The sequence below is a fragment of the Alteromonas alvinellae genome (genome assembly GCF_902705805.1).
Genome location: NZ_CACSIH010000048.1, coordinates 1 through 16,895, shown reverse-complemented (window position 1 = coordinate 16,895; position 16,895 = coordinate 1). Strand labels below are relative to the sequence as shown.

The following is a 16,895-nucleotide window of genomic DNA, read 5'->3' as shown; positions in this document are numbered from 1 at the left end:
CTGTAAACTACGCCGTTTAGGTGGTTACACATTTTATGAAACAATTAAAAATACGGACTTGAAGCGAAAAGTGATCGTTTTTAGTGTTCGTCAAACAACGACTTGTTGCGGATATACTTTCGCATGTAGTGGTAGGTGATAGGGCGCAACAACCAACTTTGGAGCGACATTAAAAAGCGTTTATGGGTAGGTGTGTTTTCATAAATTTTATCGTCATGCAGCCATAGCATTTTACCCACATGCCAGAAGTAAAAAGGGAAGGGCGGCATAAAGGTGATTATGTCTAGGTCGCAGCAAATGCGATATGTTCGATGGTGCAATAAATAATGCTTATACCAAGAACGCGTACCAACGGCTGGCTGCCCAAATGTAACCACTCTTTTTACTGACTTCGGGAATCGCCTTTCGAAATAATCGGCCATTAACACTGCGACCGCACCACCGGATGAATGACCGATAAACGAGAACCGTTTACCTTGGGCGTGAAGTGGCTCTAGTACTTTTACGAGTAACTCTCTAAGAGGTAACGCGTCATCAGATGTTTTTGTACTTGAATACATCGGCTGCGCAAGTAATCTTGCAAACCCCCAATGAACAAAGAAACTTCGATTCAGCTGACGCAATCGATAGGGTATGAAAAACAAGTTAGCGAACCAATCTTTGAAGCCCAACGAACCACGAAAAACGATGATGACTTCTTTTTTGTTCTCAACCCACAATATTCTTACGCTCATTCTGCCGTACTTATCGACAAGATGGCGTTCATGAAATGGGTCTAGTATTTTCTGATATTGTGCGTCTGCATCGGGGTAGGCAAGTTGGCAAAGAATGGCATATCGTTCGTATTGATAGCGTTTCAATTTTTTCATGAAAACTCATATCGGAGCAATGTGCAATTTGACATAGTGCTTTTGACAGCACTTTCAGAGAACCTTATACGCTATAGGACAATTATTTCAGAGATATGACGGCGAGGGATATTTGAATAAAATTAGCATGGTTGGCTCTATGTATGGCGGCATACCAACAATCATAGAGCCTAAAATCAGTTCTTGCTATCTATGCTTATTCTACAATCTCAGCAGCAACAACAGAGATTTCTACAAGCAGTGCCTCGCGTGCCATATCGGCAGTGACGCAAGCTCTTGCTGGCGCGAAGCCTTCTGGAACCCAGTTATCCCATACCTCATTCATTTTCGCAAAATCATCCATGGTTTTAAGATAAATGGTCGCTGAAAGCATATGCTTTCTATCGCTGCCCGCTTGAACAAGTAAGCTATCTACTTTATCGAGCATGGTTTGAGTTTGATGAGTAATATCTTGCGTGGCATCTGCACATACTTGCCCGCATAAGTAGATAACGCCATTGTGCTTCACAATGCGACTCATACGCTGCTTAGTTTCCATTCGTTCAATCTTCATTAATTAAAGCCTTTCAGAAAGTGAGAAGAGTTTATGTTGAGCGACTTTAATGGGTTTGTTGGGGGACTTCAATTGTTAGGCTGCACCAAATGAAGTAACCCCAATACATCCCACTATGAGTAGATTAAAAACGATACCCCAACATAAAAGATGCGCTAGATTCATATTCATCGGCAACTTTTTGTATATTTACTTCAAAATCCAGCGTGATGTCTTCAAAACCGTATTGGTGCAAGCTCAACGATGCTGCATCGATTGGCTCATCACTTCCGTATTGGTTGTAGGTCCTACTTAAGTTAACCGCCAACTTACTATTCAGTTTTGTATATGCATATAGCCCAATAACGGGTTTGGCGTACACAAATGCTTCGTGCTTGTTAGCGCCAGCACCCACAATGATGTCGCTATACACCCCTAAACCTTGCATAACTTCACGTGTAAAGCCTAAACCAAACTCCGATTGAACAATGAGTTTGCGTTTTAGCTCGCCAGTTAACACGCGATTTATTCCAATGTTAAATGATGATGACCAGTTGCTTATATTTTGTGTAACAGGTACCCGCGACACCATTTGATAAAGCATGGCCTTGTCCACATAGATATCACCTAAGTTGCTTTGCTCTAAGCCAACTCTGAACTCAACGTCGGCCAAGACAAGCTCGGTTTCACCAATCATGCTCCTGTTGTCATCGGCTAGCCTTCTTGCAACAGGAAAGGCTCGAATTGACATAAAAGAACGGCTGTCTTGATGAGTGAAGCCGGCAGCAACATAACCTTCTTGCTGGCGAGTGGAAGGAACAGGAAACTCAGACACGTCTAAAGAAAGGTGTTGATATTGAGCATCAAACGCTGCAATTTCAGCGGAGTTCTTTTGATATTGCTGTTCTGAAATTGTTTGTGCTGACCTAAAGTACTGATTAAGCGCTAGTGCGTATTTAGTTTCAACAAACGAAAGTGACAATGAATCCAGTTGAGCGCGAGCTAAATGCGAAGATATGGCAGACGCGCGTTTACTCCCGATACTTTCTTCTAACGTCGTTATTTCCCATTTGTTAGAAGGAACAAATTGGGTTGATGCAACGAGAGAGTTTGCTTGTGCAAATTTAACAACATCAAGAGGGGTCAGCCAGCTTGCAACCTGATTTAGATGAGCAGGACGAGCAATATTTACCAACAACTGAGTAACGGTGGCACAGTTGAATATATGAAAAAAATAAGCGGGGCTCTGCTGTCCCAATTCCCATATGTAGTCTTGTACAAAGTGACGCTGCTCTTTGTTGAAATCTAGCGTGTATCGCCAAATATTTCTTTGCTCTTCATAGAGATAAAACTGCTCAAATTCTTGGTAAGGAGCAACCTTAAATACGCCTTCTTTTCCTGTCATCAATGTTTCGTACATGATGTGAGGGACGTTTAAAGAGTCTAAGTCTGTAAAAAACGTAATACCGTGCTTAACGGGAATGTCTTTATCGTTAGTTCCATCTAGACGAAGCATAATATGCCCCATCATAGAGCTCGCAGATGTAACATTTTCTGAGGCATAAATTAGTTTGATACTATCGGCCGGAACACTTTCAACAAATTTGCGATATTCTGCGCAGTGCTCGGCAGGGGGAATAGATTCGAATTCTGGTATGTAACGCTTGAGCAGCCGTAAACGAGCAGGGTAGTTGCAAATGTTTTGGGTATTACGCTGAAAAAGGTCTATGGTAGCTTGCGCTTCGGCCAACGGGCTGACGAACGACTTTAATATATAAATAGAGGTGTCGTTAGTAATTGGCTTCCCATTTTTTAGTTGTAACAATAGGTGCCACAACGGGTCGTTAGCTATTTGCTGTAACGTTGCGCTATCAACTTTTGAGTAGCTAGTTTGAGTAACGTCACTGGCCGTGGAATTAGCTGAAAAAATCAAAAAAAAGGAAGCAAGAATGCTTCCTTTTAGAATTCGAGTAAACATATCTTATTTACAAGGTACGCTTACTGAATCTTGGTATTTCCACATTTTGTCTGAGCCGTAATCGGTAGACGAACCGAATACACCGCCACTAATAATGTTGATGAAAAACGCAGATTCGACTTCTTTGTTCAAGTTAACGTCGGTACATTTTGCATCGTCAGCAACTAGCACTTTATCTTTGTTCTCTTTCTTAACAGTAACTACACCAGGAACTGTTTGAGACATGCCATCAACAGTAACTGTAGTCGTTTCACCGCTAGTTGTTGTAACGTTTATTTTGTGTGTTTCTTCGGTAAGAATGGTGGCACAACCTGAGGTAAGAATAAGGCTTGCAGCAGCTAGTCCAATTATTTTTTTCATTATATTTCCCTTTCTGATTTTGAATGTCGAATTTTCGACGAGCGTTAATATAATGTTTGCGCTATAAAAATCAAATAAAGATTGTTTCTAAATTGGTCTGCCGGTGGTAGAGGGTAATTATAAGTAAGCGTATGCGCCAAGATATTGAAGTTAGTGCCAAGTAACCCTGACACTAACTTTAAACGCGTTCCTATCACTTACTATAATCGAAGACTTGGTTATTTAGCTTCCACAATTATTGCAGTAATCGTTGAGTCACCAATATTTTTAACTTGGTGCTCCCATTCGTCATGCCACATGACATAACCATCAGGGATTTCCAAGGTCATTGCTTTGTCAGCTGTTTTGATGATGGCTTTTCCGCCATCTTCAAAATAAACGGTTTCAGCATTGTGTTTGTGCCAAGTGTCTTCCTCGCCGGGCTGAAGCGTCATTTTTAAAACGAGCACGTTTTCGTTTTCTAAAAGAAGAGTGTAGTGCTTTGGCGATACAATATGAGCGTGTCCTGTATTGTCATCGTTCGCCATAGCACACCCAGATAACATAGCACCCGTTGCCAAAAGGGCTGCTACGAAATTAGCCACTTTTTTCATAGAAGCTCCTATTTATGCATACCGCGAATAGGGTAGTTGTTATCAGGATTACGAATCCAGCCCAAACCACTTACTAATGTCTCTAACTCAGGTCTAACAAATGGGTTGTTAGAAATATCAGCGACGTGCACATTACCTTCATTGTTCACAACAAACAGCGCTGGCTCAGAAAACGGGTGATCAGTTTCCTGAGGAGACCTTGGATCAGAGATATATACGCCTAATTCTTCCATCTGCTCCACCGTTAAGCCGTACGCAATTGGAAAGTTAATGTCCAACCTAGGAAGGTGACTTTCAAGCTGCGCTTTACTGTCGCCAGACACTGCAATAAGGTCTACGCCAGTTTCGGCAAGATAACCTCTAACACTCTCAAGTTGATTGAGGTATCGAGTGCAAAGTGGGCAATGTTGCCCTCGGTAAACCACTATCATTTTCCAATCAAGACCGTTCTCAGGTGTCGCTAACTTTTTAGTGTCGCCATTTAACAGCTTTGCTGAAATATCTGGAAAAGCAGAACCTGCATGTAACTTATTGGTGTATTCAGTACTCATGATAAATCCTTAAAAATGCTTGTTGATATGGGCTTCAAAACGTTTGAAATCGTTTTCTACATCGGCGTTTTTCATCACGTCAAAACTAGCGAAAGTTTCCATTGGCTTCATGCCAAAGAACTTGAAGTTCATATGCATTGGAAACAGTAAATCGTCTACAGATTTACCTTCGAAAAACTCTTCGCTGTCGTTAAATGACTCTTCTGGAGCATTGAAGGTTAAAGACATCATATATTTAACGTCGGTAAGGGTACCGCCTGTGCCGTAGTTTTTCTTCGGCGCTTCTTCAACGCGACCATCGCCGGCACATAAGGCGCCACCCATACCTGCAGTGTAGATTTCATCCATATACTTCTTGAATGACCATGGCACACCCATCCAGTTAATTGGTGCCTGTAGAAGGACAATGTCAGCCCACTGATGATGGGCCAACTGTTCTTCAACGTTGTGTTCTTCGGCCATTGTCACTACCCGAGTGTTGTAGCCTTTAGCTTCAAGCAGCGTTACTGCTTTATCGACGAAAGATGCGTTTAGCTTGCCTTCCGAGAAAGGGTAATACTGGTGTGCATTGATAATTAGTACATTGTTTTTACTTGTGTTGCTCATTCAAATACTCCTAATTGGTTATGTCTGAAATAGCGATATGTTTTCTCGCTCAATCATATGTGGTATATTTTAGTAACCTGAATACAATAATCAACCAGTAGTATTTTGGTAACCTATGTGGGATATGAGTTAAATTTTGGAAAACTTAGTAAAAACAAATGGTAAAAAGAGAAAAAATTAACAGCATTATTGATAAGCCTTGCGCTATCGAAAGTGGAATGCGTTTGATTGGTGGAAAATGGAAAGCTTCAATTATCTATCACCTCAAAGATGAGCCTGTTAGATTTAATGATCTAGCAAGGATGCTTGGCGGTGCCAGTAAAAAAATTGTCGATCAAAGGCTTAAAGAACTGGAAAACGAAGGAATCGTTTTGCGAAAGGTAGTTAGCGAAAGGCCGATCGCTGTTACTTATGAGCTAACTGAGTTTGGCAGAACGGCACTACATATTTTAGAAAAGCTAAGAATATGGTCAGAAAATAATGATGTTCAAACATGAAATGGCCAATATAAGTCTAATCGGGTCTGTTATGAGCTTTGCGTAAAGCCCACTGACCCGCTTTATTGCGTAATCAACCTATCTACTGTAGGTTGCAGCCTCGTGTCTCTTACTTTTCTAATCCCTTCAATATTTCATCGGTATGCTGACCTCGCCTTGGTATTCGCGCGCTTTGCTTATGAGCGCTAGGGCTACCGACAAATCGTGGTGCGGGCGCTGCCTGCATAAAACCTTCAGAGGTAGACCATATGTTTCTTGCTTTCATATGCGGGTCTTGCTGCGAATGTTCTGGGCTAAGTACGGGAGAAACGCAAGCGTCACTATTTTCAAAGAGCTGTATCCAATGCTGTTGAGCGTGTTCAGCAAATAATATCTCCAGCTTTTCGCCCAGCTTTTTCCAAAGGGTAGGATCTTTTTGCTTACAGAATTCAGGGTCTTGTTCCAACCCTAATTTCATTAAAAAAGTCCTGTAAAATTGTGGCTCAAGGCATTGAACAGACATCCATTGACCATCAGCGCACTGGTAGCAGCGGCTCCAATGTGGGCCATCTAACATACTGTGCCCGCGTGTATCAGAGAATACGCCAAGGCCTTTCATGTACATAATTAGGTTCATCATATGGGCTGAGCCGTCTACGATAGCAGCATCAACAACAGCGCCTTTGCCTGATTTTCCTACTCTGTAAAGAGTTGATAGCACTCCTGTGACAAGATAAAGCGCCCCGCCTGCAATGTCTCCTACTAGAGTGGGCGGTGTGAACGGGGCTTGCTTGGGGGGCGATGCATACCAAAGCGCTCCTGACAATGCAATGTAGTTTAAATCATGGCCCGCTTGCTGGGCACGAGGCCCGCTTTGTCCCCAGCCGGTCACTCTTCCGTAAATTAACGCAGGGTTAATTTCATGAAGATCGACGGGTCCAAGGCCAAGTTTTTCCATAGCACCAGGCCGCAACCCCTCAATAAGTACATCAGCGGTTTTAATTAGTTCGCGAACACACGCTTTGCCTTCGTCTGTCTTTAAGTTCAATAAGACAGACTTCTTTCCTCTATCGAGTAGGCTTTTTTCAGTCATCCCCTCTATGGGAACGTCTTCCCGGTGAACCACTGTTACATTCGCCCCTAGGTCTGCAAGCATCATTGCCGCAAAAGGTCCCGGACCAATGCCTTCGATTTCTATAACTTTTAAGCCATCTAACATGTTTTATCGCCTTCTCTGAAGCTTTTGGTCACATTCATTCGGTTGTTGTTTATATAACAGCACTGCACTTTATTTACCGTTGCCAATCTGTAATTTGTGGCCAAAATTTACTTTGGTATAACAATCTATGTTTTTACAGCGCAATTATTAATGACCAGAAAGCTCAGCATTATTGACAAAATACAACATGCTGCTGCGATATCTTCCGTGTCGTGCTCGCAATCGACTTATTTGTCACTTTTAGTCAATTTATGTGGTGCCTTTAGTCATCGTTTTTTCGTCCATTCTCTCTATAGTTTTAAGCAACATTTTTTTAACAAGGCCGTGGTCTCAGTGAAATAGTAAAGGTTTCACCATGTACTGTGGCGTTGCTGATACAGCAAAGGGGAATGGTGTTATGGCAACACAAGCTTATATTTTTGATGCGGTGAGAACACCACGCAGTAAGGGAAAGTCTGATGGTTCGCTTCATGAAGTGAAATCTATAGAGCTGGGTGCGGGTTTATTACGTGAATTGCAAAAACGCTACGACCTAGATACGTCCTACGTCGACGACGTAATGCTGGGTTGTACTGGTCCCATCAAAGAGCAAGGTGGCGATATTGCCAAGTCAATTGTGCAGTATGCTGGGTGGGATGAGAGTGTGGCAGGCGTACAAATGGACAGGTTTTGCGCTTCAGGCTTAGAAGCGGTCAATTCCGCTGCTCAAAATATTATGTCGGGTTGGAATCAGCTAATTGTAGCTGGTGGTGTGGAGTCTATGTCTAGGGTCCCCATGGGAGCCGCGGGGGCTTCGATGATGTTTGACCCCGAGTTTGTAATGACGCAAAAAACACCACCCCAAGGTATTGGCGCTGACTTAATTGCAACCTTGGGCGGCTGGACTCGAAATGATGTAGATAATTATGCGCTTCTTTCACAAAAACGCGCAGCTTATGCCCGAGATAATGGATATTTCGATAGCTCAGTTGTACCTGTGCGAGATGCAAACGGCTTAATGATATTAGCTAAAGACGATTTCATTAGGGGGAATGCCACGTTAGAAGGGCTCGCCAGTTTAAAACCGTCCTTTAAAAAAATGGGCGAAATGGGAATGGACGCCACACTATTGTCGAAGTATCCGCATGTGGAGCGAATTAATCATGTTCATACTCCCGGGAATTCTTCTGGGATTGTTGATGGTGCCAGTGCCGTGCTTATTGGTAGTGAGCAAGCAGGAAAAGATTTGGGGTTATACCCTCGTGCAAGAATTGTTGCAGGTGCGGTTACGTCTACCGAGCCTTCTATTATGCTAATCGGGCCCGCGCCTGCTGCCGAAAAATGCTTAAAAATTGCGGGGCTTCGCAAAGAAGATATCGACCTCTGGGAAATTAACGAAGCTTTTGCTTCTGTGGCGCTTAGGTATATGCGTGAATTAGGTATTAGTGAGGAGGTGACCAACGTTAACGGTGGTGCAATTGCCATGGGACATCCGTTAGGTGCGACCGGCGGAATGCTCGTCAGTACGGTGTTAGATGAGTTGGAACGCCGTGAGTTAAAACGCGCAATGATTTCACTTTGTGTAGGTGGTGGCATGGGCAGTTCCACCATTATCGAAAGACTGTAACCGAAGGATAATGGAGGAAAGCATGAATACTTTTAAATACCAAAAAGACGATAACGGCATTGTAGTCATTACCATGGACATGAATGGACCGGTAAACGCAATTAATGACGAGTTTTATCGCGAAATGTCGGAAGCACTAGACACTTTGGAAAAAGAAACAGATCTTTCAGGTGTCGTGTTCACTTCAGCTAAAGATACGTTTTTTGCTGGTGGTGATCTCAATATGCTTATGGCAATGGAGCCAGGAGATGAGCGCAAAATTTTCGATACGGTGGAGGCGAATAAGTCGTTGTTCCGTCGATTAGAGAAGTTACCGGTTCCCGTAGTCGCTGCGATAAACGGTGCAGCATTAGGTGGTGGCTATGAGCTGTGCTTAGCGAGTAATTATCGCGTTTGTGTAGATAACCCCCGCATTGAAATAGGATTACCTGAAGTGTCGTTGGGACTATTACCTGGAGCGGGAGGCGTTGTTAGGCTTACAAACCTAATTGGGTTAGAGGCAGCGCTTCCAATGCTTCTTGAAGGTAAAAAAGTCAGGCCGCAGCAAGCTTTGAAAACTGGGTTAATTGATGCCACTGTACAGAGCAAAGATGAGCTTATTTCACATTGCAAAGCCTGGCTTGTTAACAACAAAGGTAACGGTGAGGTCGCTATTCAGCCTTGGGATAAAAAAGGCTTTAAAATACCCGGCGGAAATATTAACAGGCCATCCATAGCGCAAACTGTAGCAATGGCGCCGCATATGCTTCTTAAGAAAACCAGGGGCTTGTTACCCGCGCCAGAAGCGATTTTAGACACAGCAGTACAAGCGGTTACCGTTAATTTTGATACGGCACTTAGAATAGAGTCCAGAAAATTTGCCTCTTTGCCAGTTACTCCTGAAGCAAAGAATATGATGTCAGCTTTTTTCTTCCAATTGAATCAGATTAATGGTGGTGGAAGCCGCCCTGACGTGAAAACAAAGTTCACATTCAAAAAGATTGGGGTAATTGGTGCTGGCATGATGGGGCAAGGCATTGCTGCAGTAGCGGCAGGTTTAGGTATTGAGGTCGTGTTAAAGGACGTGTCTATTGACGCAGCTGAGAAAGGTAAAGCTTATACGGCCAAAGTTTATGACAAGAAAATAGCAAGAGGCCGAGCAACTGAGCAAGATAAAGAGCAAGCTCTCTCACTTATCATTGCTACTGATAATGATGAAGCCTTGAAAGGCTGTGAACTTGTTGTAGAGGCTGTTTTCGAAGACATGTCGCTGAAGCACAAGGTGCTTACAGGCTCAGAGCAATTTCTAACCGAAGATGGAATTTGGGCTTCTAATACCTCAACACTTCCTATCACTCAACTGGCTGAACCTAGTCACAAGCCTGAAAATTTCATTGGGCTGCATTTCTTCTCTCCCGTCGACAAAATGCCGCTGGTGGAAATAATTTGTGGCGAAAAAACGAGTGACGCTACCCTCGCAAAAGCATTCGATTTCGTCCAGCAGATAAAGAAAACCCCCATCGTCGTTAACGACAGTGTTGGCTTTTTTACTTCCAGAACCTTTGCCTCGCAATTACAAGAGGCGGCAACTATGGTCAGTGAGGGTATTCATCCAGTCAGAGTTGATAACTTAGGAAAAGCTATTGGGATGCCCGTAGGCCCACTAACGGTAAATGACGAAGTAAGCTTAACGATTGGTATCAAAGTACGAGAAACGCAAGTAGCCGCCGGCTTGATAAAGGCAGAGGATGATCGCTGGCCTGAAGGGAACAAACTCATCGAAAAACTTGTGAAGGAACACAATCGCGGTGGTCGCTATCACGGTGAGGGCGGGTATTTTAATTATGTTGATGATGACAAGGCAATTTGGCCTCAATTACTTGATATGTATTACGACCCAACCGTCGACATTTCTGATCGTGACATCAAAGACAGGCTGCTGTTTATAAACGTAATAGAAAGCTTGCTGTGTTTGGAGCAGGGGGTGTTGAAATCAGTTGCTGATGCCAATATCGGCAGTATCTTTGGGATAGGTGCGCCCATTTGGACAGGCGGATACATACAATTTGTTAATAGCTATGGGCTTGAGCGGTTCCAAGCAAGGTGTGAAGAGCTTGCTGAAAAATATGGTGAGCGATTTAAAGTCCCCGCCATTGTAAGAAAGAAAGTAGCAGCAGGTGAATTATTTCTTTAGAAATACTTCACCTATTTCTTCGGACAACATCGCTTTACATTTTCAGACTGAAGGGGCGTGTAGCATGAGCCAGTTAAAAACACCGTTAGACTATTTCTATTATTGGGAAGAAAAAACACCTACTGACATATTTCTGCGGCAGTCATTAGGCAATGGGCAGTGGAAGGAGTATTCATGGGCAGAAGTAGGAGAGAGAGTTAGAAAAATAGCTAGCTTTATCCATTCTCGTAACCTTCCTCCTCAGAGCAAAATAGCGCTTTGGTCAGCAAATTCAGCTGATTGGATCATGGTAGATTTGGCTATCATGCTAAGTGGGCACATCTGCGTGCCCTTATTCCCCAATCAATCAGTTAAGGCCGCTAATCATGTACTAAAAGAATGTGATGTGTCGCTAATGTTTGTTGGTGAGTGTGGGCAAGAGCAAAAGTTAGCGGAATGGAATACTGCAAACGTTACCCTAGTGGGCATGCACGGCTGTTCTATAGCGGTAGACCACAATTTAGCGCAAATTCAGCAGACGTTTGGTCTTGTGTTAAGCAACCCAAAAGCAGAGCTTGATAGTCTAATGACAATAGTATACTCATCCGGCACAACGAGTACCCCAAAAGGCGTTATACACTTGTATTCTGCGCCGGCAAAGGTGACGCCCTCTATCGCCAGAGAGTTCAAAATTTCACGAGAAGAAGGGTATAGAGCCTCACTTTTCTCTTTTTTGCCACTGGCTCATATGGCAGAGCGTGCCCTTGTTGAATTTACGGGCCTATATAGTAATGCTTGTATTTCATTTTCTGCAGGTCTCGACGCTTTTAGTGACGAAATCGTAAGCGTGCAGCCTACATTTTTCTTTGCGGTTCCACGGCTGTGGGACAAGTTTAAAATGTCGGTAGATAGCAAAATTCCCCCTGAGGCAAAGGCTGCATTGAGTGAAGAGGATAAGCATAAAATACGATATATGTTGGGTCTCTCTAGAGCTGATATGATCTTGAGCAGTTCAGCGCCGCTGCAACCAAAAGTACACCAGTGGTACTTAAATATGGGAATCAAAGTAAGAGAAGTTTACGGAATGACCGAGACCTTTGCGACAGGGACGGGGTGCTTTGAGGATATACCCGCATCGGGAACAGTAGGAAAGCCCCTTGGTGATGTTGTAGAGGTAAAGCTTTCCGATGAAAACGAAATTCTGATGCGCTCTGAAGGCATGATGCTTGGCTATTATAGGGCTGAGGAGAAAACACTGAGCGTGCTTAAAGATGGGTGGTTTCACACGGGCGATTGCGGTACTTATGACGAGAATGGCAACCTAGTGGTTACCGGGCGTAAAGGAGATGAATTCAAAACAGCTAAAGGAAAATTTATTCATCCGGTACCGTTAGAAAAATGCTTTAGCGGTGTACCGGAAATAGAGCAATTTATCGTTGTTGGGCAGGGGCTCAATCAACCCATTTTGTTAGCGACACGCTCTGAGTCAGCTTGTTTATTAACAAACAGTGAGTTGCGCGATAAGCTGAAGCATTATTTGTCGCAAATAAACACTACGCTTGCCCCTTACGAGCGTATTTCGCATATTTTAATTACTCGGGTTGCGTGGACAATTGATAACGGTATGTTGACCCCAACCTTGAAATACCATCGAAAAACCATTGAAAGCTGCTTCAAGCCAGACGCCCTAAAATGTTGTGAAAACAAGGAAGAGGTTGTCTTTGTTTAATATCGAAATCCCTTGTATTACATGTACTCGATACGGTATTGATGGGATCAATGTATGATAGTGTTCTAACTTTAAGCCAATGAAGAAAAAGCAATCGTTACAAAAAGCAGCCTTACAACACCTGTTTGCAGGCTATGAAAAACATGGGCTCTCGATTAAAGCGTTATTTACCGAGTTGGGTTATGACGCGGAAGATTTTGAAGAAGCCAGTTTTAGGTTGCCGTCAGAAAAGTTGGGAAAACTGGTTCGACTGGCAGCAATCAAACTCAACGATGAAACCATAGGCTTTTTTGAACGGCCCACAAAACTAGGTGGCGTGAAGATAGGTGTGCTGTATGCCTTACGAGGTAAAACACTGCGAGATGCGTATTTCAGACTATTTAAATATCTAATGCTGTTGCATGATGATTTAGATGTAAAACTGGTTGAGAGCGGTGAAGAAGCGAATATTGTTATTAACATAAAGCGAGAAGAGTCGGATGCAGACATGCTGGTTTATATAACGCTTATGTTGTTTGTGTTTAGATGGTCGTCTTGGGTAACAAATCATCGAATATCGCTTAATCGCCTGAATTTCAGTGGTAAAAAGTCGACTTACTCACACGATTTAGACTCTGCTTTTCCCTGTCGTCACTATTACGAAAGGCCGCAGACGGAATTAAGTATTTATCGAAGCGACCTAGAATTACCTGTTACTCAAAAAGAAGAAAGTGTTACTCAGTTTATAAATTCCCTTTCTAACTTACTCATTAATCGCATGTCTGACGCCAGCATTACGGCGCAAATTAAACGCATGTTGAGAGAGTGCGATAATTTAGAAAATTTACCACTCAAAAAGGTGGCTGATGATCTGAATAAAAGCCCGCAGACTGTTCGTCGCTATCTTGCCCAAGAGAATACAAGTTTTGCAGCATTAAAAGAAAGCGTAAGGAAAGATATTGCAACCTATCACCTTACACAAAAAGACACCTCCATTAAAAATATCGCTTATCTGGTCGGTTTTTCAGAACCCAGTGCCTTTATACGGGCCTTTAAAAAATGGACTGGTCTCACTCCTGGGGAATGGCGAGAACGTCAATGATCGTTTTGGTCTATTCCCTGGCGCTTTCGGTCATCGGTAAGGACTAACTAGGTTGTTAACATGTTGTGAAACTTACATTGAACGTTGGAGTAGGACCATGTTACCGAGAACCTTATTTAGTTCTGAGCACGAGATGCTGCGTGATAGTTTTCGAAAATTCTTACAAACTGAAGCCGTTCCACATTACGAAAAATGGGAAAAGATTGGACAGGTTGATAAATCAATTTGGAAAGCGGCGGGCGAGCAGGGCTACTTAGCACCGCTCGTTTCAGAGGAGTATGGCGGGCTGGGTCTAGACTTTCTATACAACGTTATCCTCACAGAAGAAATCGGCAGACTTGGACTAAACGGAATAGGTTTCCCATTACACTCTGACATTGTCGTTCCTTATCTATCGAGATTAGGCACTGAAGAGCAAAAACAAAAATACCTTCCCGCGTGTGTTTCCGGCGAAATAGTGACGGCAATCGCTATGACAGAACCAGGAACAGGGTCTGATTTGCAAGGAATCAAAACTACAGCAAAAAAAGAGGGGGATGACTTCGTTATCAACGGAAGTAAAACGTTTATTACGAACGGTCAATTAGCTGACTTAGTTATTGTTGTCGCAGTAACCGACCCAACCGCTGGCGCAAAAGGTTTAAGTTTAATACTCGTTGAAGCGAATACACCCGGCTTTGAGCGAGGTTCAAATTTAGCGAAAATTGGCATGAAGTCTCAGGATACTTCGGAGTTATTTTTCAATGATGTGAGAGTGCCTCAGTCTAATTTGCTTGGACCAGAGGGAAGTGGCTTCGCGCAATTAATGGCAGAGTTACCACAGGAGCGCTTAACAATCGCGGTGCATTGTATGGCAATGTGTGAATCTGTTTTAGCGCAAACCGTTGAATATGTTAAAGAGCGAAAAGCGTTTGGTCAGAATATAGGGGCATTCCAAAACACCCAGTTCGTTTTAGCAGATTTGGACACTGAAATTGATGCTGCCCGCGCTTTTACAGACCGCTGTATTGAATTACATTTGACGAAAGACCTCACTACAGAACTTGCATCAAAAGCTAAATTATTGGTGACTGAACTACTCGGAAAAGTGGTTGATAAGTGCCTACAACTTTACGGTGGATACGGTTACATGCTGGAGTACCCCGTCGCAAGGGCATACGCAGACGCACGCGTTATGCGAATTTATGGCGGTACAAGTGAAATTATGAAACTTATCGTTGCTAGGCAGCTGCTAAAATAGCTACCTAATACGCTAATCAGCCTTTACCGTCGGCTTGACGGAAACAACCGCTATAGACGGCTTATGCTGTATGCGGTTGGCCCTCAAGCCGTTAGCGTTAAGGAAGCCGAGGCATCGTGTTACTCATGATGCCAAGTATACCCTGTTCGTCTACGCTCTAAGTTACCGTCAGATTTCAAACAGCATATCTGTGCGAATAATGTATTTAACGCCCTTCGTTATTGGTGTTGAACTGTGTAAACAGTGCAATGAATGATGTCCATGTGGAAATAAGAGCACACCGCCAGCAGGCGTTCGCACATTTACTTGTGCTTGCCTGTCGCCTCGTTTCGCTGGTTTTCCCGGCTGGTCAGCATTAACCAAAAACTGTGTTTCTCCTCCTTCAAAATCGTCGTTAAGCAAAATAAGAAACGTCATTTTGCTATACCTGTCCGAATAGGCGTTATGAATTAACGTGTCTCCTTCCACTTTAGAGCCAGGCCAGTCCCCATCAATATGATATTTGAAATAATCACCCTCTTGATATCGGTAAAACCGAAAGCGAGTATTAATACCCAGCGGTTTCTTACCGTCGAATATGGTAAGGTTTTGCTGAGTCAATGCCTCAATGCGTTGCCATATCAAGCGCTCCGTAGCATCATCTACAACGATAGTTACATTGTCGTTATGCCGAATTTCACGGGGTAGTGACACTGCCGCATCTTTTAAGTAGCCAAGCTCTTCCGACGTTTTCAGTAGTTTTCTACACTCTTGTTCACTAAAAACATTTAGAAGTTGGTAGGCGCCGGGCACTTCACTTATTTCACGGCGAACCGTTTGTTGCTGAGTTTGCGCTGATGAACTATCAAGCGCAAAGGCGTTATCTGTATGGGCAGCCCATGTAGGAATAGCTGGGTTTTGTGCGCCAGGTTCACGCGCTATAACGAAAAAGTTGTCTTTCATGATACTTCCCTCATGCACTAATTACTTGTACTTGTGTAAACTGGCGATGCCCTTCAAGTGAACCGTGATAACCAAAGCCGCTTTCTTTCGCGCCCACCCATGGACCATCACCTGCGCCTGGGCCACCGTTAATACCCACCATGCCAGCTTCCATATTTTCTGCTACGTAGGCAGCGTTACTCTCGCCAAAAACGACTGCACCAAGACCAAGGGGAACGTTGTTCGCACGCATGATGGCTTCATCGATATTGCTAAAACTATCAATAGCGACGACCGGGCCAAACGTTTCTTCTTTTGCCATCAACATCTCATCTGTTACACCGTCGATAACGGTGGGTTGAATATAAGGGGGGAGGTAATCATCGCTGCCCAGTAAAAAACGCGCGCCTTTTTCTTTCGCGTCTTTTAAATGATGAATTATCTGCTGGTGCTGCTTTTTATTAACGATGGGGCCAATATTTACTCTGGGTTGGTCCCACGGCCCAACGGTATATTGCTTTGCAATCTCCACCACGCGTTCTACAAACGTGTTGTGAATACGCTCATCAACGTAGATACGCTCCGTTGATGTACACATTTGACCAGCATTTTCGAAACTACTCGCCACGGCAAAGCGAGCAGCCTTATTGATATCAGCGTCTGCAAGAACGATCATAGGGTCGTTGCCACCTAGCTCCATCACAAGTCGATGAAGTTGGTTGGCCGAACTCGCCATTATATGTTTTCCGGCTGCCGCTGAACCAGTAAAAGCGACCATATTAATATTGCTGGCAACAAGTGCTTTGCCCACTTCTCCGTCGCCATGAATAACTGACAGCACGCCATTAGGCAAAACTTCATTGAGTGTTCTTACGAACATATCAGCAATCAAGGGAGTGATTTCTGAGGGTTTCAGTACTACGGTATTTCCTGCTACAAGTGCTGGTAGAAGCAGGGCAAGATCATACTCTGACTTGCGTTA

Annotated in this window: 14 protein-coding genes and 2 pseudogenes; 6 read left to right on the top strand and 10 right to left on the bottom strand. The window is 43.5% G+C overall.

Features of this window, described 5'->3' with window-relative positions:
• Positions 1–80 precede the first annotated feature (80 nt).
• From ACX5KA_RS03715 to ACX5KA_RS03685, 7 genes are all read right to left on the bottom strand, one after another.
• Positions 81–869, bottom strand: coding sequence for a lipase family protein (locus tag ACX5KA_RS03715; RefSeq protein ID WP_458730442.1), 789 nt, complete (start codon positions 867–869; stop codon positions 81–83).
• A gap of 196 nt (positions 870–1,065) precedes the next feature.
• On the bottom strand, positions 1,066–1,422 hold the full coding sequence (locus tag ACX5KA_RS03710; protein ID WP_458730441.1) for a RidA family protein: 357 nt from the start codon (positions 1,420–1,422) through the stop codon (positions 1,066–1,068).
• Positions 1,423–1,546: 124 nt separating this feature from the next.
• Positions 1,547–3,379, bottom strand: coding sequence for a lipoprotein N-acyltransferase Lnb domain-containing protein (locus tag ACX5KA_RS03705; RefSeq protein ID WP_458730440.1), 1,833 nt, complete (start codon positions 3,377–3,379; stop codon positions 1,547–1,549).
• 3 nt (positions 3,380–3,382) lie between these two features.
• Positions 3,383–3,739 (bottom strand): hypothetical protein, encoded by a 357-nt coding sequence (locus ACX5KA_RS03700; protein WP_039223413.1) that lies wholly within the window; start codon positions 3,737–3,739, stop codon positions 3,383–3,385.
• A 218-nt stretch (positions 3,740–3,957) separates the two neighbouring features.
• The gene (locus tag ACX5KA_RS03695) at positions 3,958–4,332 is read right to left on the bottom strand and encodes a cupin domain-containing protein (RefSeq protein ID WP_156086905.1); all 375 of its coding nucleotides are present in this window, start codon (positions 4,330–4,332) and stop codon (positions 3,958–3,960) included.
• 8 nt (positions 4,333–4,340) lie between these two features.
• A complete protein-coding gene (locus ACX5KA_RS03690) occupies positions 4,341–4,883 on the bottom strand; it encodes a redoxin domain-containing protein (RefSeq protein ID WP_458730439.1) in 543 nt (180 codons plus the stop codon).
• A gap of 9 nt (positions 4,884–4,892) precedes the next feature.
• Positions 4,893–5,489: an NAD(P)H-dependent oxidoreductase gene (locus ACX5KA_RS03685; protein WP_458730438.1), complete on the bottom strand. Its 597-nt coding sequence runs from the start codon at positions 5,487–5,489 to the stop codon at positions 4,893–4,895.
• Positions 5,490–5,625: 136 nt separating this feature from the next.
• Between ACX5KA_RS03685 and ACX5KA_RS03680 the strand changes: the two are divergent.
• A pseudogene (locus tag ACX5KA_RS03680) lies at positions 5,626–5,986 on the top strand (winged helix-turn-helix transcriptional regulator).
• Positions 5,987–6,095: 109 nt separating this feature from the next.
• Here the strand turns inward: ACX5KA_RS03680 and ACX5KA_RS03675 are convergent.
• Positions 6,096–7,184: a CaiB/BaiF CoA transferase family protein gene (locus ACX5KA_RS03675; RefSeq protein WP_458730437.1), complete on the bottom strand. Its 1,089-nt coding sequence runs from the start codon at positions 7,182–7,184 to the stop codon at positions 6,096–6,098.
• 397 nt (positions 7,185–7,581) lie between these two features.
• Between ACX5KA_RS03675 and ACX5KA_RS03670 the strand changes: the two genes are divergently transcribed.
• From ACX5KA_RS03670 to ACX5KA_RS03650, 5 genes are all read left to right on the top strand, one after another.
• Entirely contained in the window at positions 7,582–8,790 is a 1,209-nt protein-coding gene (locus ACX5KA_RS03670; RefSeq protein ID WP_458730436.1) for an acetyl-CoA C-acetyltransferase, read from the top strand.
• A 22-nt stretch (positions 8,791–8,812) separates the two neighbouring features.
• A complete protein-coding gene (locus tag ACX5KA_RS03665) occupies positions 8,813–10,963 on the top strand; it encodes a 3-hydroxyacyl-CoA dehydrogenase NAD-binding domain-containing protein (RefSeq protein WP_458730435.1) in 2,151 nt (716 codons plus the stop codon).
• A 64-nt stretch (positions 10,964–11,027) separates the two neighbouring features.
• Positions 11,028–12,671, top strand: a complete 1,644-nt coding sequence (locus tag ACX5KA_RS03660) for an AMP-binding protein (RefSeq protein ID WP_458730434.1) — start codon at positions 11,028–11,030, stop codon at positions 12,669–12,671.
• A 79-nt stretch (positions 12,672–12,750) separates the two neighbouring features.
• Positions 12,751–13,752 carry a helix-turn-helix domain-containing protein gene (locus ACX5KA_RS03655; protein WP_458730433.1) on the top strand — a complete coding sequence of 334 codons (1,002 nt, stop codon included), beginning with the start codon at positions 12,751–12,753 and terminating at the stop codon, positions 13,750–13,752.
• Between the two features lie 97 nt (positions 13,753–13,849).
• The gene (locus tag ACX5KA_RS03650) at positions 13,850–14,992 is read left to right on the top strand and encodes an acyl-CoA dehydrogenase family protein (protein ID WP_039223395.1); all 1,143 of its coding nucleotides are present in this window, start codon (positions 13,850–13,852) and stop codon (positions 14,990–14,992) included.
• A gap of 168 nt (positions 14,993–15,160) precedes the next feature.
• Here ACX5KA_RS03650 and ACX5KA_RS03645 read toward each other — a convergent pair whose 3' ends face one another.
• Positions 15,161–15,934, bottom strand: coding sequence for a 2OG-Fe(II) oxygenase (locus ACX5KA_RS03645; protein ID WP_458730432.1), 774 nt, complete (start codon positions 15,932–15,934; stop codon positions 15,161–15,163).
• A gap of 10 nt (positions 15,935–15,944) precedes the next feature.
• Positions 15,945–16,868: pseudogene (locus ACX5KA_RS03640) on the bottom strand (aldehyde dehydrogenase family protein); the annotation flags it as partial.
• Positions 16,869–16,895 lie beyond the last annotated feature (27 nt).